Source organism: Streptomyces sp. NPDC059499 (genome assembly GCF_042749285.1).
GTDB lineage: Bacteria > Actinomycetota > Actinomycetes > Streptomycetales > Streptomycetaceae > Streptomyces.
Map to the genome: position 1 here is coordinate 117,880 of NZ_JBHYTT010000006.1, position 17,430 is coordinate 135,309.

Annotated in this window: 18 protein-coding genes; 10 read left to right on the plus strand and 8 right to left on the minus strand. The window is 70.8% G+C overall.

Features of this window, described 5'->3' with window-relative positions:
• The first annotated feature begins 117 nt into the window (after nucleotides 1-117).
• On the plus strand, nucleotides 118-1,431 hold the full coding sequence (locus tag ACFW9O_RS16480) for an NAD(P)/FAD-dependent oxidoreductase (RefSeq protein ID WP_384609849.1): 1,314 nt from the start codon (nucleotides 118-120) through the stop codon (nucleotides 1,429-1,431).
• 6 nt (nucleotides 1,432-1,437) lie between these two features.
• On the opposite strand, the gene ACFW9O_RS16485 is transcribed toward ACFW9O_RS16480, so the two are convergent.
• Entirely contained in the window at nucleotides 1,438-3,105 is a 1,668-nt protein-coding gene (locus ACFW9O_RS16485; RefSeq protein WP_384609852.1) for a regulator, read from the minus strand.
• Between the two features lie 277 nt (nucleotides 3,106-3,382).
• Between ACFW9O_RS16485 and lipB the strand changes: the two genes are divergently transcribed.
• The 4 genes from lipB (at nucleotide 3,383) to ACFW9O_RS16505 (ending at nucleotide 6,504) form a co-directional block, all read left to right on the plus strand.
• Nucleotides 3,383-4,186 (plus strand): lipoyl(octanoyl) transferase LipB, encoded by an 804-nt coding sequence (lipB, locus tag ACFW9O_RS16490; RefSeq protein WP_384609855.1) that lies wholly within the window; start codon nucleotides 3,383-3,385, stop codon nucleotides 4,184-4,186.
• A 122-nt stretch (nucleotides 4,187-4,308) separates the two neighbouring features.
• Entirely contained in the window at nucleotides 4,309-5,262 is a 954-nt protein-coding gene (lipA, locus tag ACFW9O_RS16495) for a lipoyl synthase (RefSeq protein WP_383173484.1), read from the plus strand.
• 300 nt (nucleotides 5,263-5,562) lie between these two features.
• Nucleotides 5,563-5,763, plus strand: a complete 201-nt coding sequence (locus ACFW9O_RS16500) for a hypothetical protein (protein ID WP_351173588.1) — start codon at nucleotides 5,563-5,565, stop codon at nucleotides 5,761-5,763.
• A gap of 30 nt (nucleotides 5,764-5,793) precedes the next feature.
• A complete protein-coding gene (locus ACFW9O_RS16505) occupies nucleotides 5,794-6,504 on the plus strand; it encodes a DUF4191 domain-containing protein (protein WP_329211824.1) in 711 nt (236 codons plus the stop codon).
• A 70-nt stretch (nucleotides 6,505-6,574) separates the two neighbouring features.
• On the opposite strand, the gene ACFW9O_RS16510 is transcribed toward ACFW9O_RS16505, so the two are convergent.
• On the minus strand, nucleotides 6,575-7,042 hold the full coding sequence (locus ACFW9O_RS16510; protein WP_384609859.1) for an RDD family protein: 468 nt from the start codon (nucleotides 7,040-7,042) through the stop codon (nucleotides 6,575-6,577).
• A gap of 223 nt (nucleotides 7,043-7,265) precedes the next feature.
• On the opposite strand from ACFW9O_RS16510, the gene glnA reads away from it, so the two are divergent.
• From glnA to ACFW9O_RS16525, 3 genes are all read left to right on the plus strand, one after another.
• Entirely contained in the window at nucleotides 7,266-8,675 is a 1,410-nt protein-coding gene (glnA, locus tag ACFW9O_RS16515) for a type I glutamate--ammonia ligase (protein WP_351173582.1), read from the plus strand.
• A 155-nt stretch (nucleotides 8,676-8,830) separates the two neighbouring features.
• Nucleotides 8,831-9,622 carry a leucine-rich repeat domain-containing protein gene (locus tag ACFW9O_RS16520; RefSeq protein WP_384609862.1) on the plus strand — a complete coding sequence of 264 codons (792 nt, stop codon included), beginning with the start codon at nucleotides 8,831-8,833 and terminating at the stop codon, nucleotides 9,620-9,622.
• A 129-nt stretch (nucleotides 9,623-9,751) separates the two neighbouring features.
• Complete coding sequence (locus tag ACFW9O_RS16525) at nucleotides 9,752-10,447, plus strand: class I SAM-dependent methyltransferase (RefSeq protein WP_384609865.1); 696 nt, start codon at nucleotides 9,752-9,754, stop codon at nucleotides 10,445-10,447.
• A 31-nt stretch (nucleotides 10,448-10,478) separates the two neighbouring features.
• Here ACFW9O_RS16525 and ACFW9O_RS16530 read toward each other — a convergent pair whose 3' ends face one another.
• The 5 genes from ACFW9O_RS16530 to ACFW9O_RS16550 form a co-directional block, all read right to left on the minus strand.
• Nucleotides 10,479-12,287 carry a choline/carnitine O-acyltransferase gene (locus tag ACFW9O_RS16530; RefSeq protein ID WP_384609868.1) on the minus strand — a complete coding sequence of 603 codons (1,809 nt, stop codon included), beginning with the start codon at nucleotides 12,285-12,287 and terminating at the stop codon, nucleotides 10,479-10,481.
• Between the two features lie 39 nt (nucleotides 12,288-12,326).
• Nucleotides 12,327-13,127 (minus strand): class I SAM-dependent methyltransferase, encoded by an 801-nt coding sequence (locus ACFW9O_RS16535; RefSeq protein ID WP_384609871.1) that lies wholly within the window; start codon nucleotides 13,125-13,127, stop codon nucleotides 12,327-12,329.
• Nucleotides 13,128-13,185: 58 nt separating this feature from the next.
• Nucleotides 13,186-14,049: an arpA protein gene (locus ACFW9O_RS16540; protein ID WP_384609874.1), complete on the minus strand. Its 864-nt coding sequence runs from the start codon at nucleotides 14,047-14,049 to the stop codon at nucleotides 13,186-13,188.
• Between the two features lie 104 nt (nucleotides 14,050-14,153).
• Nucleotides 14,154-14,960 (minus strand): hypothetical protein, encoded by an 807-nt coding sequence (locus tag ACFW9O_RS16545; RefSeq protein ID WP_384609877.1) that lies wholly within the window; start codon nucleotides 14,958-14,960, stop codon nucleotides 14,154-14,156.
• Between the two features lie 210 nt (nucleotides 14,961-15,170).
• Entirely contained in the window at nucleotides 15,171-15,440 is a 270-nt protein-coding gene (locus tag ACFW9O_RS16550; protein WP_351176071.1) for a hypothetical protein, read from the minus strand.
• A gap of 119 nt (nucleotides 15,441-15,559) precedes the next feature.
• Between ACFW9O_RS16550 and ACFW9O_RS16555 the strand changes: the two genes are divergently transcribed.
• Both ACFW9O_RS16555 and ACFW9O_RS16560 read left to right on the plus strand, forming a co-directional pair.
• A complete protein-coding gene (locus ACFW9O_RS16555; RefSeq protein ID WP_384609880.1) occupies nucleotides 15,560-15,919 on the plus strand; it encodes an arsenate reductase family protein in 360 nt (119 codons plus the stop codon).
• A complete protein-coding gene (locus ACFW9O_RS16560) occupies nucleotides 15,916-16,890 on the plus strand; it encodes a hypothetical protein (RefSeq protein WP_384609883.1) in 975 nt (324 codons plus the stop codon). Before ACFW9O_RS16555 ends, ACFW9O_RS16560 begins: the two co-directional genes overlap by 4 nt.
• 5 nt (nucleotides 16,891-16,895) lie before the next feature.
• Here the strand turns inward: ACFW9O_RS16560 and ACFW9O_RS16565 are convergent, their stop codons facing one another.
• Nucleotides 16,896-17,393, minus strand: a complete 498-nt coding sequence (locus ACFW9O_RS16565; RefSeq protein ID WP_384609885.1) for a carboxymuconolactone decarboxylase family protein — start codon at nucleotides 17,391-17,393, stop codon at nucleotides 16,896-16,898.
• Between the last annotated feature and the right edge of the window lie 37 nt (nucleotides 17,394-17,430).

Sequence of the window (17,430 nt, forward strand, 5' to 3'; positions counted from 1 at the left end):
CGCGCGCGACTGCGCCTGCACCGGCCATCCATCTAGCCTCGACCCGAACTCCGGCATTCCGGGGGCCTGTTGGGGGCAAGAGCCTCCCACCAGTCGCGCCGACTCGGGGAGGGGTACGTGTTTACGGCACACACGGCACACCACGCGGATGTGGTCATCATCGGGGCCGGGATCGCCGGCCTGTCAGCGGCTCATCAACTGACCAGCGCAGGAGTGAACGTCAGCGTCCTGGAAGCCGCTCCGCACGTCGGCGGCCGGATGATCACCCACGACGTGGACGGGTTCCGGCTCGACCACATCGGTCCACTGCTCAGCTCCGCCTACCCGGAGCTGGGCACCACCCCGGGGCTCGACGGCCTGGTGCTGCGGGACTTCGCCCCCGGGGTGCTCGTCCACAGCGGAGGCCGCCGGTACCGCGCCGGTGATGTACGGAGCGCAAGGGGCGCACTCAAAGCGGTGCGCACTCGATCGAGCGCCCCCCTCGCGCCCCTGGGCGGGGCGATCGAACAGGCCCGGCTGGGTTCCTGGCTCGGCCGCCTCGCCGCCGCACCGGCGGCCCGGATCCTGGCCAGGCCGGACCGGACCGCACGCGCGGCCCTGTCGGCACGTGGCCCCTCCCCGCGGATGGTCAGCGGTTTCCTGCACCCCCTGCTCACCGCGCTGCTCAGCGATCCCACGCTCACCACATCGAGCCGCTGCGCCGAGCTCGCCCTGCGCAGCTACGCGCGCGGCAGGCTCTGCGTGCCGTCGGGCGGTTCCGCGGAGCTGCCCCGGCTGCTTGCGGCCGCCCTGCCACCCGGCACCGTACGCACCGGGGTGCACGTCACGGCCGCCGACATCACATCCGTACGCACCAAGGAACACGGCGAGCTGGGCTGTCGCTCCCTGCTGCTGGCCACCGGAGCGGGCGCGGCCGCGGAGTTGCTGCCCGGCCTGCGGATGCCGGCCTTCCACCCGGTGACGGTGCTTCACCACACCGCGCCCGCACCCCCGCCGACGGGAGCGCACCTGCTGCTGGACGCGGACCGCTCGGGTCCGGTCGCGCACACCGCCGTGATGAGCGAGGTCGACCCGTCGCGCGCGCCGCACGGCCGGACGCTGATCACCTCCACGGTGCTCGGTCCTCCGCCACCGGACCTCGACCGCACGGTCCGCGAGCACCTCGCCGTGCTCTACGGCACTCCCACGCACGACTGGGAACTCCTGGCGGCCCATCACGACCCGGAGGCGGTGCCCACGATGCCGCCCCCGCACGATCTGCACCGGCCGGTCCGGGTCCTGGCCGGCCTGTACGTGTGCGGGGACCACCGCGACACGAGCACGGTCCAGGGCGCCCTGCACTCGGGGCACCGCGCGGCCTCGGCGATCCTCGCGGACCTGGGCGTGCGGCAGGAACCCGGCGGCGGGGCCGCGCTGCCCGCCGCCGCGTAGGCCGGCTCAGCCGAGTGCGGCGACCCGGTCGCGGTAGCCCCGCACGGCTACCGCGTCCCGGTACGGCTCGAGTCGGCGCTCGAAGTCCCGCACGTACTCCGTGGCGCGCACCGACCGCATCTCCGAAGCCTGCTGGGCCGCCTCGGCGCCCAGCAGGCAGGCCTGGTCCAGCTCGCCGAGTCCGAGCCGTGCGGAAGCGAGCACCACACGGCAGAACAGCCTGCTGCGGGCGTACGCCGGAGCGCGCAGCTGGAGCGACCGCTCGGCGTGCTGCACGGCGACCCGGTACTGCTGCAGATCGCGGTGGCAGTGGCCGAACTCGTCGGCGAGCTGCGCCTCGTCGAAGTAGCGGGCCCAGTGCGGCACGTCGTCCCCGGGGCGCTCGGACTGCAGGGCCCGTTCCGCGCGTACGAGTGCGGCGATGCACGCCCGAGTCTCGCCGAGCACCCCGTGTCCGCGCGCCTCGACGGCGTGCAGCAGTGCCATGACCACGGGCGGCGCCGAGGATCCGATCCCCTGCTGGGCGACCCGGGCGAGCTGCACCGCTTCCCTGCCGTGCCCGAGGTACACCGCCTGCCGGCTCATCGTGATCAGGACGAACGAGCCGTACCCCCGGTCACCGGCCGCCTGCGCGAGCCTCAGCGCCTGCACGAAGTAGCGCTGGGCCAGGCCGTGCGCGGCGATGTCGTACGAGGTCCAGCCCGCCAGCCGGGTCAGATCGGCCGCCGCGGAGAACAGCCGCCTGCCGACGGTCTCGCCGTAGCTTCCCCGGAGCATGGGCTCGGCCTCGTGCTCCAGGTACCTGACGAGGGCCTGCCGGGCGTGACCGCCGCCGTAGGCGTTGTCCAGGGTGCGGAAGAGCTCCCCGACCGACCGCAGGGCCGCGACGTCGCCGTTGCCGACCCGCTGGCCGGGGCCGCGGTCGGTCTGCCGCTGACGGGGCACGCCGAGGGGCGGCTGCGCCGGTGCGGGCGGGCGGGCCGAACCGGGGCCCCGGCTGCCGGCCCGGCCACCGTGGGCCGACGCCCCGGGTGCGCCCCCGGGGCCGTGATGGGTGTGGGCGCCGCCGGACGCGTGGAAGCCGTTCGTGCGGACGGCGCCCGCGTCGCCGGGTGCGCGCGGGGCGGGCAGGCCCGCCATGCCGTGCGCCGCTCCGTTCGCACCGCTCGCGGGGCCGGCACCGCCGGCGCCGCGGGAAGCGGCCGCCGTCGCCGGTTCTCCGCGTCCGACCCATTCGTCGGCCCGCCCGATCAGCCAGTCCCGGCTGGGCACGACGAGTCCGGCCGGGGTGAACGCGATCTTGCGCAGCTCCGCATGGCTGCCGGAGTCCTTCCGCCACAGCCCGCTGACGATGTCGACGGCTTCGGCGGGCGTGGCCGCGAACTCCAGCCCGGCGTAGACGGGGGCGCACGCGTCCAGCCCCAGGTCCTGCGCGGAGAGCCGGCGCCCCAGTCGCCGGGTGAAGACCTCCGCGATCAGCGCGGGGGTGGTTCCCCTCGGTTGCTGGCCACGCAGCCAGCGGGTCACCGAGGTCTTGTCGTACCGCAGATCGAGCCCGTGTTCGAGGCCCAGCTGATCCACCCTGCGGGCCAGACCCGCGTGGGAGAATCCGGCTTCCGCGATGAGCGCAGCGAGCCGCCTGTTGGGGGTGCGCTGCGGAGGTCGTTCCGACATCAGCTGTACGGTCTCCTGCCTTCGGGGCCGGGCGGGGAGCCCTTATGGAACGGCGCGAATTTAGCTGTCCCGGCAGCCGCCCCAACGACCTTCGCTCCACATTCATCCGATCGTGTGAGGATTGTGGACATCGCTGACAGGACGGCCGGGAGCGAACCTGCCGGACGTCCGTCCCCCGAACGGTCGTACAGTGGCTCAGGGCGCATATCAGTGCATGGTGCCGTGGTCCCGGGGACACCCCCCGGCCTCCCGACACCCGAACAGGGAGGCATCCGAAGTGAGTGAGCTGCGGTTCGTCCGTCTGGGATTCGGCGAGGAAGCGGTCGACTACCAGGAGGCCTGGCAGAAGCAGCGGGAGGTGCACGCGGCCCGGTTCGAGGACTCCGTACCCGACACCTGCCTGCTCCTCGAGCACCCGCCCGTCTACACGGCGGGGCGGCGCACGACCGACAGTGAGCGCCCCCTGGACGGCACGCCCGTCATCGATGTGGACCGCGGCGGAAAGATCACCTGGCACGGTCCGGGCCAGCTCGTCGGCTATCCCATCCAGAAGCTGCCGCGGCCGGTCGACGTCGTCGCCCATGTGCGACGGCTGGAGGACGCCCTGATCCGTACGGCCGCCGACTTCGGCGTGGAGACCTCCCGGGTCGAGGGCCGCAGTGGTGTCTGGGTCCTCGGCGACCCGGTCGAGGAGCGCCCCGCGCTCGGCGGACTCTCCCTGGACTTCGACCCCCGTCTGCACGACGAGGAGTTCGACCCCCGGCTGAACGGCCCGGAGTACGCGCCGTCCAACGCCGGCCAGCGCCGCGAGGACCGCAAGCTGGCCGCGATCGGCATCCGGGTCGCCAAGGGTGTGACCATGCACGGCTTCGCGCTGAACGTGAACCCGGACAACACGTGGTTCGACAGGATCGTGCCGTGCGGCATCCGTGACGCGGGCGTCACCTCGCTCTCGTACGAGCTGGGCCGGGAGGTCACGATCGCGGAGGTGCTGCCGGTCGCCGAGAGGCACCTCAGGGACATCCTGGAGAACGCGGAGCTCGCGCCCCGGACCGTCGGGGCCGCGGCCACCCCCGCCTGACCACGGGGCCGGGAATAGGCCCTGTCGGCCACAGGTTGGGCAGACGTAAGGCCGTTCTAACCACGGGCGTACCCTGGTGTTCGCCGAAGAATCCAATGCAGCGAAAGCAAAGGGGTGCCGGAGTGTCCGGTGTCGCACCCGACGGGCGCAAGATGCTGCGCCTGGAGGTCCGAAACAGCCAGACCCCCATCGAGCGCAAGCCGGAGTGGATCAAAACCCGGGCGAAGATGGGCCCCGAGTACACGAAGATGCAGAAGCTCGTGAAGAGCGAGGGTCTGCACACCGTGTGCCAGGAAGCCGGCTGTCCGAACATCTACGAATGCTGGGAAGACCGCGAGGCGACCTTCCTCATCGGCGGCGACCAGTGCACCCGGCGCTGCGACTTCTGCCAGATCGACACGGGCAAGCCCGAGGCCCTGGACCGCGACGAGCCCCGCCGCGTGGGCGAGTCCGTGGTCACGATGGACCTGAACTACGCCACGATCACCGGCGTCGCACGTGACGACCTGGAGGACGGTGGCGCCTGGCTGTACGCGGAGACCGTGCGCCAGATCCACGCCCAGACCGCCGAGCGGGCGACCGGCGCCACCAAGGTGGAGCTGCTGATCCCCGACTTCAACGCGGTCCCCGAGCAGCTCGCCGAGGTCTTCTCCTCGCGCCCCGAGGTGCTCGCGCACAACGTCGAGACGGTGCCGCGGATCTTCAAGCGGATCCGCCCCGGTTTCCGTTACGAGCGCTCCCTCGAGGTCATCACCCGGGCCCGTGAGGCCGGTCTGGTGACCAAGTCCAACCTGATCCTCGGCATGGGCGAGACCCGCGAGGAAGTCAGCGAGGCGCTCCAGGACCTGCACGACGCGGGTTGCGAGCTCATCACGATTACGCAGTACCTGCGGCCCACTCCGCGGCACCACCCGGTCGAGCGCTGGGTGAAGCCGCAGGAGTTCGTGGAGCTGAAGGACGAGGCCGACGCGATCGGCTACTCCGGCGTGATGTCGGGGCCGCTGGTGCGCTCCTCGTACCGCGCCGGCCGTCTCTTCAAGCAGGCGATGGAGGCCCGGGGCGCGACCGTCGCGTGAGCGACCGCGGCCGCCGAGGCCGTGTGAATCCGCGCACAAGAAGCTACTGAGCAGTAATGGCTGATTCGACGCGGCCCGTACGCTCCCCGCAGGTCGGGGGCCCGTATGGGCCGCGTCGGCGTGCGCGGCGCCGAAATCAGGGTTTCATTGGTGTTTGACCGACCGGTCATGCACTGGTAACACCAAGCAGTGACCCTAGGTACACATACAGCGGCAGCCCCCGGGGCCGCCGCAGTCACTGCTTCCCGCTACCCAGTGCGCGCCGGGTGCGCGCATCCGCTCCGAGGGGGAACGACCACGATGCACGCCGCGCCGGTACGAGCCAACGCGATCCCGTCCGTCACCACCGCACTCCGCGCCGTCGAGTCGCTGCTGATGAGCAGCGGCCAGCGCACCGCCCGCCAGAACGCCTGGACGGCGGTCCTCGAGGACCGCCGCAGGGCCAAGGACCGGGTCGAGGCACAGCATGTGCTGGAGGCTGTGGCCGACCGCCGTTCCTAGGCCGGTCCGAGGCCACGTAAACTTCAGTACATGGCGAGGAAGGCAAACACCACTGAAGGCGCGGACAGCGCCGAGAACGCGGGGCGACTCAAGCAGATCGCCCTGACCTACAAGATGACCAGGCGGACCGACCCCAAGATCGGTCTTGTCGTCGCGGGTGTGGGAATCGTCACCTTCGGTGTCCTCCTCGCGATCGGTTTCTTGATCGATCACCCGGTCTACGCGGGCATCCTGGGCTTCGTACTGGCCCTCCTCGCAATGGCGATCATCTTCGGACGACGTGCCGAGCGCGCGGCCTTCGGGCAGATGGAGGGACAGCCGGGCGCTGCGGCGGCCGTGCTGGACCGTGTCGGCCGCGGCTGGAGCACGACTCCGGCGGTCGCGATGAACCGCAGTCAGGACGTCGTCCACCGGGCCGTCGGCAAGGCGGGCATCGTGCTGGTCGCCGAGGGCAACCCGAACCGGGTGAAGAGCCTGCTGGCCGCGGAGAAGAAGAAGATGGCCCGGATCGTGGTGGACGTGCCGGTGCACGACATCATCGTCGGCGACGGCGAGGGCCAGGTGCCGCTCAAGAAGGTGCGCACCAAAATGCTGAAGCTCCCGCGGGTGCTGACGGGCGCGCAGGTCACCGCTGCCAACGACCGGCTGCGGGCCATGGGCGACCTGATGAGCAACATGCCGCTGCCGAAGGGCCCGATGCCGAAGGGCATGCGGATGCCGCGCGGCGGAAAGATGCGCTGACGTACTTCGTACGGAACGAGGGCGGCCCCGGACGTTATCGTCCGGGGCCGCCCTCGTTGCTCCGCGCCTTCTAGATGCGTACCTGGACAGCACGGGCCAGCCGGTCGTGGAGACCGCGGCTGTCGCGGTCCCAGACCAGGGCGGGGATGACCAGGAGCAGCAGTACGGTCCGTACGATCACCCGCCCGGTGCCGAGCCGCCCGCCGCCCTCGGCGACGACCCGCAGGCCCAGGATGCGCTTGCCCGGGGTGGAACCGATGGTTCCGACCGTCAGCAGGCTCAGTACGAGGAAGACGGCCAGCGCCCAGTTCCCGGCCGCCTGTTGGTCACCTTGAGCGAGCAGCCCGTATGCGATCACCATGCACACGGTCCAGTCGATGAAGAGTGCCCCGAAGCGCCGGCCGAGCGGGGCCACGGCCCCCGGGCCTTCCTGGGGCAGACCGAGGCGCTCGCCCCGGTAACCGAAGTCGGCGCCCATCTCCTCGGCCGCCGCGCGTGGCCCCGAGAGCCACGATCCGATTGCTTGCCTGTTGTCCACCCGTCCACGGTACTGCGCCCGTGTTTGCACCTGGCCGGGCGGGGCACTGATAAACGTCGCTGAGGTGCCGCTGCCGCCCGGGCTGGTTAACTTGGGCGAAACAAATGGGTCATGCTTGAGAAATCCTGCCTGCCTATGGTCGGGTCCAGCGTGTGCCACCGCACTGGCCGCACGAAAGAGCTGCAACCCCGCCCTTCTCCGGGTCGGGAGTAGGAGGAGTTGGATGTTCCAGAACGCCGACGACGTGAAGAAGTACATCGCCGACGAAGACGTCAAGTTCATCGACGTCCGGTTCTGCGACCTGCCCGGTGTGATGCAGCACTTCACCATCCCGGCGGCAGTCTTCGACCCGAACGAGGAGCTTGCGTTCGACGGCTCGTCGATCCGCGGTTTCCAGGCCATCCACGAGTCCGACATGGCGCTCCGCGCGGACATCTCGACCGCCCGCGTCGACCCGTTCCGCCGCGACAAGACCGTCAACATCAACTTCTTCATCCACGACCCGATCACGGGCGAGCAGTACAGCCGTGACCCGCGGAACGTGGCCAAGAAGGCCGAGGCCTACCTCGCCTCGACCGGTGTCGCCGACACCGCGTACTTCGGTCCCGAGGCCGAGTTCTACGTCTTCGACAACGTCCGCTTCCAGACGTCGGCGAACGAGAGCTTCTACCACATCGACTCCGAGGCCGGCGCCTGGAACACCGGGTCCGAGGACAACAACCGCGGCTACAAGGTCCGCTACAAGGGCGGCTACTTCCCGACCCCGCCGGTCGACCACTTCGCCGACCTGCGTGCCGAGATCTCCCTGGAGCTGGACAAGAACGGCCTCCAGGTCGAGCGCCAGCACCACGAGGTCGGCACCGCCGGCCAGGCGGAGATCAACTACAAGTTCAACACGCTGCTCGCCGCGGCCGACGACCTGATGCTCTTCAAGTACATCGTGAAGAACGTCTCCTGGCGCAACGGCAAGACCGCGACCTTCATGCCGAAGCCGATCTTCGGTGACAACGGCTCGGGCATGCACGTCCACCAGTCGCTGTGGCAGGGCGGCACGCCGCTCTTCTACGACGAGCAGGGTTACGCCGGTCTGTCGGACATGGCCCGCTACTACATCGGCGGCATCCTGAAGCACGCCCCGTCGCTGCTGGCCTTCACCAACCCGACGGTGAACTCCTACCACCGCCTGGTCCCGGGCTTCGAGGCCCCGGTCAACATGGTGTACTCGCAGCGCAACCGCTCCGCCGCGATGCGTATCCCGATCACGGGCTCCAACCCGAAGGCCAAGCGCGTCGAGTTCCGCGCCCCGGACCCGTCCTCGAACCCGTACCTGGCGTTCTCGGCCCTGCTGATGGCCGGCCTGGACGGCGTGAAGAACAAGATCGAGCCCCCGGAGCCGATCGACAAGGACCTGTACGAGCTGGCCCCCGAGGAGCACGCGGGCGTCCAGCAGGTCCCGACCTCGCTCCCGGCGGTCCTCGACGCCCTCGAGGCGGACCACGACTACCTCCAGGCCGGCGGCGTCTTCACGCCCGACCTGATCGAGACGTGGATCGACTACAAGCGCACGAACGAGATCGCCCCGATCCAGCTGCGCCCGCACCCGCACGAGTTCGAGCTGTACTTCGACATCTAGGAAGGCCGCAGGTCAGAGCGGGTTCCGCTCGCCTGAGCCGTCCGTGGGCCGTCGGCCGTGTCTTCCCCGCCCGGGAGGACACGGCCGACGGCCTTTTCCACGTCCGCGCACAAAACCCCTCGTCGCACGCCCCGGCGGTTCCGTAGGTTGGCGCCATGGGTGAGGAAGATCAGCCGAAGCTGTTCAGCAACCGATGGGCCGACGCGGTGGGGCCGGGTGGGGACGAGCCCGCCCGTGACCGGTGTCATTGCCTCGACAGGCGCGGGGAGCACAGCGGGAAGCCGGTCGGCTTCCATCCCGACCGGCAGGACACCTCGGCCCCGGGCTGGTTGCGTCTGCTGGAACTGATCGACGAGGCGGCGGCCGACGGCCGGGAGGTGTTCAAGCCGCTGGTCGAGCTGAGCCCGGGCGAGCGGCGCCAGATCGTCACGCTGCCGCGGGCCGTCGCCAAGCTGACCGCGGTGAAGCACTTCGTCCTCTACGGCAGCAACCTGGTGCGCGTCCCGCCCGAGATCGGGGCGATGACGAGCCTGGAGGAGTTCAGCCCGTACACCTCGCACCGGCTGCACTGGTTCCCGTACGAGATCACCCGCTGCCGCGAGCTGCGGCGGAGCACGGTGAGTACGCGGGCCCTGTACGGCAACTTCAAGTACCGGCCGCCCTTTCCCCCGCTCCGGCAGGCGGACGAGTGGGACCTCGGGGTGGCGGAGCCCCATCGGTGGGGTGCGGAGGCGATCCGCAACTGCAGCGTCTGCGACGGCCCGCTGGAGGACGGACGGCTCCGGCAGGTCTGGATATCGCGTGTCGTGGCGACCGATGTCCTGCCGCTGCTCGTCAACGCGTGCTCTGCGGAGTGCGTCGGTGCGCTGCCGGCTCCGGCGGAGGGCTACGTCACCACGCCTCACCGCGGCGGGCCGGATGTCGACCCGCCGTCGACGCGCTGCTGACGTTGCCGCCGGGCGTGGTTGAGGCCCGCCAACCCGTTCCGGCCGTTGCGCCGCCGGCGAAACCGGCAGCAGGGGGCCCTCGACGGGGCAGTACTGGGGCGACGGGCTCCCCGACGAACGGACCACCCCATGACGCGGACAGCGGCGTACGACCGGATCGCGGACTGGTACGAACGGGATTTCCTCGGCGGCCCGGCGGCCGGAGCGAATGCGGGCAACCCCCGCGGCCTCGGTCATCTCCTGGGTGAGCTTCTCGGCGTGGGAGCAGGGGCCGCCTGTCTGGAGATCGGCTGTGGCACCGGTGTCCACGCCGCACGGCTTCGCGAGCTCGGCTGGGCTCCTGTCGGCATCGACCTGTCCGCCGGGATGCTGGGCCATGCGCGCGGGCGCCTGCCGGTCGCGCAGGCAGACGCCGCGCGGCTGCCGATCCGCGACGGATCCGTGGCCGCCGTCGTCGCCGTGATGGTGCACACCGACATGCCCGACTATCCGACCGTGCTCCACGAGGCGGCCCGGGTGCTACGGCCCGGTGGGGTGTTCGTGCACATCGGTGTCCATCCCTGTTTCTGCGGCGGGTTCGCCGACCGTTCGGATGCCGATGCCGTCGTGGTCCGCCCCGGATATCTCGATGCGGACCGGACCACGGCCTCGTGGACGGACCAGGGCCTGCGCGACAAGGTCGGAGCGTGGCATCTGCCTCTGCCCGGCCTCCTCCATGGCTTCTTCGATGCCGGTCTCACGCTCGAGCGGTTCGCCGAGCACGGTGGGCCCACACCGATCGTCATGGCGGTGAAGGCCCGCCGGGGTGGGCAGGCGGCGGGCTGAGCCGGAACGGCCGCTCGCCGCCTGCCCGTTGTCAGCCCGCCAGCAGCTCCCGCAGTTCCGCGACCGCCTCGCGGAGGCGGTCCGCGAAGGCGTGCATCTGGGCGGCCACGGGGAGCGGCGTGCTCAGGTAGAGGTTGAAGCGGTCGGGCAGCAGGACGTAGGCGATGCCGATGCACTTGCTGCTCGTGGAGCCGAAGCCGAAGTACTGGATGTTCTCCGACGGGGCCGAGCTGGTGCTGAGGTAGTCGTCCCGCATCGTGAGCCAGCCCGGTGAGCGGTACAGGGCGGGCTGTTCGGTGATCCCGAGCTCGGCGCCGCGGCGGCGCTGGATGAGTTCCAGCTCCCACAGGTGCTGCTCGGGGGCGTCCCCGGCCTGGCATTCCTTCGCACGGGTCACATGCGCGGTCGCGGCGGCGCGGAAGGCGGCGCGGCGGGTGTCGCGGTCGGTGGCGGGGTCGTCCATCGCCGCCACGAAGGCCGGCATCTCCGGGGTGACGACGCGCATCGCCTCGGTGCGGCCGTGCCGGAACTGGCGGGTCGCGATCGACTCGTACGTGGCTCCGAGGTGCCCCTTGGCGCGCTGGTGGGCCAGCTGGTAGGCGGCCTGGACGAACGCGTCGGGCGATACGCCGAGCGCCTTGGCCGCGGTGCTGCCGAAGTCGTCGAAGGAGACCGTGCTGGTAGCGGTGGCGGCGCCGTACGCGGCGAACGACTCGGCGGCGGAACGCACCTGGGCCCGCTGGGCGTCGTCCAGCTCGAACACGAGGGGCTGCGGGACCGGCTGGCCCTGAGCGCGGGCGCCGGACCGGTCGGCGTGCTCCTCGGGCGGGGTGCTGAGCAGCGCGTCGGTGAAGCTGAGGATGGTCGTCCCGTCGAGCTCGCAGTGCTCCACGTTGATGCCGGCCCGGCCGTCGGTGTAGACGACGAAGGAGACGGCCTTGTCGAACCAGCGGTTGCCCCGGTCCCCGTACAGCAGCTCGTCGCAGGTGGCCTTGGTGTCCCCGGGGGCGAAGTCCTCCAGGCAGACGCAGAACAGCGCCGTCTCGATGTCGTCCAGGGTCTCGGCGTTGCGCGGGTGGGCGAGGAGGGTGTCCCGGGCCGCCGCCCATTCCGCGCGGGCCATGCTGGTGAGGTGACCGGCCCTATCCGCCTCGTCCGTGTGCACGTCGGCCTTGGTCACGGCTCGCAGTCCGGCTTCGATCTCGTCGAGGCTGTGCGGGGTGCCGTCCTCACCGAGTACGTCCAGCCGGAACATGCTGCCCCGGAAGAACACCACGATGTGCCGGGCCGTGGAGGGGCCGGGCGCGCTGTCGCTGTACGGGGCGCGGACCGTGTCCAGCGGGACGCCGGGGATGCGGGTCGTGGAGAACAGGTACTTGTTCTGCACCATCGACTGCGGCACTCCGCGCTGCTCCACCGGCGCGATGAGGCCCTCGTCCAGCTGCCGCTTGTAGTTGAGCGCCCCGGCGACGAGTCCGGCCGCCCGGTCGAGCTGCCCCTGGCCGGTGTCCTGGAACAGGAAGAAGAAGTTGGCGTTGAGCGCGATCCGGTCCCGGCGGCCGAGGTAGCGGTACGGCCAGAAGGTGTCGAGCCAGCTGTGCACACCCTCCGTGCCGTCGTACTCCTCCAAGGCCGCGTGCAGGACCCGGCCGGGTCCGTCGGGCCGCAGGAAGGCGGCGACCTCGGCCTCGGTCGCCGCCCGCTCCTCGGCGGTCAGGAGCGGTGCGCTCCAGGCGAGGAACCTTTCGCAGGTCGCCTCGAGCGTGGGCAGCGGCACACGCGGAAGGTCGCCCTCCCTGGCGAAGGTGGCGCTGACCGCAATTTCCTGGCTGACGTTCAATTCGGCTCTGCTTTCGGTTGGTGGGAAGGGTGGCGGGTGTCAGTTGGGGCGGGAGAGGTAGAGCTGTGCGTACATCCAGCCTTCCTCCTCCAGGCCGCGCGCATCCACTCCGGCCGCCGCCATGCTGTCCAGCACGCGTGTCTGTTCCTGCGGGTCGGCGAACTTCCGCTGCTTGAAGACGTCGTCGACCCGGACGGTGCGGTATCCGAGCCCGGCCAGGGCTTCCTCGACCGGGTCGAAGGGGAACATCCGCAGGACGAAGTGCGCCATCCAGGGGCGCCGTTCGCCCTGCGCCCGCACGACGCGGGTGAGGGTCCGCTCGGTGACGTAGCCGATGCAGCCCGTCGAGATCACGATGTCCGTCCCGGCGAGCCGGGCGTGCTGCTCCGGTGTGGGGTCGTCCCTCTCCAGGTCGGCGTGGACCGTTTCGTCGAGGAAACCGGCCGCGCGGGCGTAGGCGAGCGCGCTGGTGGAGGCGTCCAGGCCGGTGAAGCGGAGGCCGTGCGCGGGGCTGCGGGAGCGGGAGAGGTCACGGTCGCGGGCCAGGAGCTCCTCGTGTGACATCCCGGCGGCCTCGCCGTAGCGCGTGTACAACTCGTCCATCGTCGCGTCGTACTTCAGCAGGGCGGCATTGATCCCGTAGGAGCAGCCGATGTCCAGGACGGTCGGGACGGACACCTCCTCGGCCTCCCGGTACTCCTTGATGAGCTTCTCGAAGTACGGCTTGGCCTGTTGGGGGACGCAGTAGCCGAGAGGGCGGAGCACCTGGAAGTACGTGCGCGGGTCGGGCGCGGTGTAGATGTGGTCGAGCGACACTTTTCCGTTCGCGTCGAAACGCAAGGGGTTACTCCTCCGTGGATCGCGGGGCGGGGCAGGAACGGTCTGCGCGGGCCGCCCGCTAGTCCAGCAGCTTGTCGCCCCGTACGGCCCGGCCTTCGGCGGCCAGGTGCGCGGGCAGGACACGGCCGAAGAGCTGCCGGGTGCGTGCCACGCTCCCGATGACGCCGGGGCGCTCGCTGTAGGCGAAGATCGCGGAGTGGCGTGCCACGTCGCCCCCTACGGGGCTGACGCGGTGCAGGGAGTAGCGGCCCTTGAAGAGCTGCAGGTCGCCCGGCCGCAGGGGCAGCCGGTCGCCCTCGGTGCTGCCGTCCAGTACGTCGCGGACGGCGTCGAAGTGCTCGTCCTCGGCGGTCCTGATGTTCGGGCAGTACTCGAAGTCACCGCCGGACCGGGCCTGCTGGGTCAGCATGCTCACCGTGTACTCGTTGGTGTCGAAGTGCCACGGGTGCTCCATGCCCGGCCGTACGACGTTGAGGACGAGCCCGGAGAGCGGGTCGGCGAGCTCGTGCAGCCCCGGCAGTCCGAAGCAGTCGGCCACGAAGCGCTGGAACACCTCGTGCGTGTAGAGCCGGCTGATGAGGGCGTCCTCGGGGACGCGGTCGCGCGCGACGAACGCGTTGCCCCTCTGGAAGGTGCGCCGGCCCGGGTGGTCCTCGGGCAGGTCCGCGTCCACGGAGATGTTGTAGACGTTGACGGTCTCGACGTCGAAGTACGCCTGGGGTGCGATGGCCGCGCACTCCTGGCGCAGGACGTCGTGGAGCGACGGGCGGATGAAGTCCGGCAGTACGGTGCAGCCGACCGTGGCCAGTTCGTGCCGGGCCCTGTCGATCACCGCCCGCCTCTCGACGCTTCCGGGGTCGGACAGGGGGTAGCGGTCCGTGTCGACCACCTGGTCGAGCGTGATGGCTTGCAGAGTGCTCAATTCGACCCTCTCCACGCGCGTCGATAACTCAACTGGGGAGTAACAGAGTTGAAGTTCCCACAGCGCCGTCACGTTGTCTGTGACACGCCACACCTTGACGCTCGTCAGCCGAGATCGATCACCGGGCGGGCATGGAAGTCCTCGAACATGTCCTCTCCCTCGGGGCCGTTGAGGAAGTCCGCCAGGGACGGGTTGTGGTTGGCGGTCGCCAGCGGCAGCCACTCCAGGAAGGTGCCGTATCCCCCGCAGACCGCTTCCCCGCCGTCCCCGCCGTATACGGACCCGGGATCGGCTGTCATCTCCGCCGTGTCGTAGACGTCGAAGGCGATACGCAGACCGAAGGCGTGGGGCCGGTGCTGGGGCCCTGGCCCGCTGCCGTACGGCAGCGTGTCCGACGGGCAGTCGTTCCCCCAGCGGAACAGCGTCCGCGCGCCCGCCCCGCAGGCGTGCTCCCACTCGTCGGGAGCGGGCAGCCGCAGACCGCGCCCGGCGAGCAGCGCCGGTACCAGGCCGGGGACTTCGGGGAGCTTCGCGGGCTCCACCGCCATCAGCACGGTGGGCAGCGTGACCGTGCGCCGCGGCGTCATCACGCGCGCCAGGTGGGCCCGTGGGTCCTCGTCGAAGCCGAAGCCGCCGTCGAGGCTCTCCTCCCTGTACGAGGCGAGCTGCTCGGGCATCGGCTGCCAGGTGTCCGGATCGAAACCGACGGTCACCCGGCCCCCGGGTATCAACGCGTATTCCTCACCCGCCCGTTCGACGACGGCGTGGTGCAGGACACCACCGAGGTGCGGGGTGCTGTCCAGCCGGACGAGCCGGCCGTCCACCCGGCGGGCGGCTTCCCCGGCGTAGCGCGCGGCCGTGTCCCGGTCCAGGGTGCGCCAGTGGTCGAAGGTCAGGTCGGCGAGTGACATGGCGTGCAGTCTGGCATCTGCGCGGTCGGCACCCCGCGCCCGAGGACCAGGTGCGGCGACGGCACCGGTGCGGGGTGTGGGGGCCGCCCGGTGGCGGACCTGAGCGGCGGAAGTGGCCCTGGGTCCTCCTGGTCGTCGTGCTGCTGATGGCGGGGGGGCTGCGCCGCCGATACCTGTGCCCCCGGTCTCCCGGGGGCACAGGTGCCGGTGTCAGCGGCCGTAGCGGATCAGGGCGCGGACCATGCGGCAGGTGGTGTCGGACGGCGGGTGGATGGCGAGGCGTTCGGCTGTCGCACGGATCCTGTCGTTGTCGGCGCTCGACGGCTGGTAGACGCCCGTGTCGAGCAGGGCTATCGCCAGACGCATGGCCTTGAGGCGGCGGTTGTGGGAGACGTACCACTCGCGGGGCCTGCCCGCGGGGAGCGGCTTCTTCCGCAGCGGCTTGTTCAGCGGCTCGGTCGTGACTGTGGCAACGGCCATCGGCAACCTCCTGGCACGGTGGTGGAACCCTCACGAACTCCCTCCATTTTACTGCCCGCCACTGACAATCGCCCCTGGCCAGAGGCCTTTTCGAGGATCCCTCCCGTACCCTTGGCCCCATGGAGATCTGGATCAATCCCGCCTGTTCCAAGTGCCGCAGCGCAGTCGATCTGCTCGACGCCGAGGGCGCCGACTACACCGTCCGGCGCTACCTGGAGGACGTGCCCACCCCCGACGAGATCCGGGCGGTCCTCGACCGGCTCGGGCTGGAGCCGTGGGACATCACCCGGACCCAGGAGGCCGTCGCGAAGGAGCTCGGGCTCAAGGATTGGCCGAAGGAAGCCGGTTCGCGCGAGCGGTGGATCGAGGCGCTGGCGGAGCACCCGAAGCTGATCCAGCGGCCGATCATCACCGCCGACGACGGGACCGCCGTGGTGGCGCGGTCGGAGGACGCCGTACGGGACGCGCTCGGGCGGTGAGCGGACGCATCCCGGGCCCTCCCGGCATGGGTGTCTGTACCGGCTTCGTCATCAGCGGCACCGTGGACGGCGCGGATGCCACCTCCACCCCGGACGAGGTCACCGCGCTCCTCGGGGACGGGTACGCGGAGACCCGCAGCACGGATCAGTTGCTGCGCTCCTACCGCCTCGCCGAGTTCGCCTGGCAACGGGAGTCGCCGAAGGCGCCGTGGCAGGGGCTTTACGTCATGGTGCAGGCACACCGGCTCGAAGTGCCCCTGCTCATCGACGACCTGGCGGCGGCTGTGGACCGGCTGGGGTTCCCGCTCGTGGAGGTGGCCCCGGACGGGCTGGGGTGCCGGCGCTTCGTACGTGAGGACAGCGGGGTCGGGTTGCTGGTCGACGAGGAGGACGGGACGGTACTCAAGCTCTCGGCGCCGGCGTGGTTCGCTCCGGGGCCCCGGAGCGAGCGGTCCCGGTGGTCACCGGAGACCCTCCGGGACCGGGTGGCGCATCTGGCGGGGCTCGACCAGGACGCGCGGGAGCGGTGGGCCGTGCGGCGTTGTCCGGAGGAACCCAGGGAGCGTGCGGCATGGTGGTGGTTCCTGTGGGTGGCCTCCGGCCGGAGGAACACCGGGGGCACGGACGAGGAGCGGGCCCGCCGGGCCGGGCTCGGGCTCTGGCTGCTCCGGGAGTGCGAGGCGGCCGGGGCCGTCGGCCGTGCCGAGGCTCTTCTCCAGATGGCCCGGTCCGGGCTGCTGCCGCCGGAGGAGACGGTACGCGCCTGCCTCGACGGCATCCCGGTGTCCCGGGCCGACGTGGCCACCCGGGACACGACGGCGTACTCGCGCGAGAACATCACGGTGATCAACCTCTCCCGGCAGGCCAAGCGCCTCTCGCTCGCGACCCGTGAGCACCTGCCCCACGTCCGCGACCCGGAGCTGCGGGCCGAGGCGGAGGCGTGGCTGGCACTCAGGGCCCGGCTGATGTAGCCGGATCAGCGTTCGTCCGTGCCCGCGCGCTTGGCCGTTGCGAGGGCGATGCGGTTCCAGGTGTTGATCGTGAGGATCAGGGCCAGGAGCTGGGCCAGTTCCTGCTCCTCGAAGTGCGTGGCGGCGCGCTCGTACACCGAGTCGGGCACTCCGGCGTCCGCGACGCGGGTGACCGCGTCCGTGAGGGCGAGCGCCGCCTGCTCCTTCGCCGTGAAGAAGTGCTCCGCCTCCTGCCACACGGCGACCATGTGCAGCCGCTCCTCGCTCTCGCCCGCCCTGCGGGCGTCACAGGTGTGCATGTGGAGGCAGTATGCGCAGTGGTTGAGGTGCGAGGAGCGGATCTGGACCAGCTCCACCAGGGTCGGGTCCAGGCCCTCGCGGGCCGCCGCGTCGAGGCCGATCACGGCACGGAACACCTTGGGGGCGGCCTTGGCGAAATTGAGCCGGACGGTGGAGGCGGTGAGGGAGGCGTCGGTGGCGGGCTTGATCTCCGTGGTCGTCATGGGTACGAATCTAGGAGGTTCGTTGACTGGTTACGGG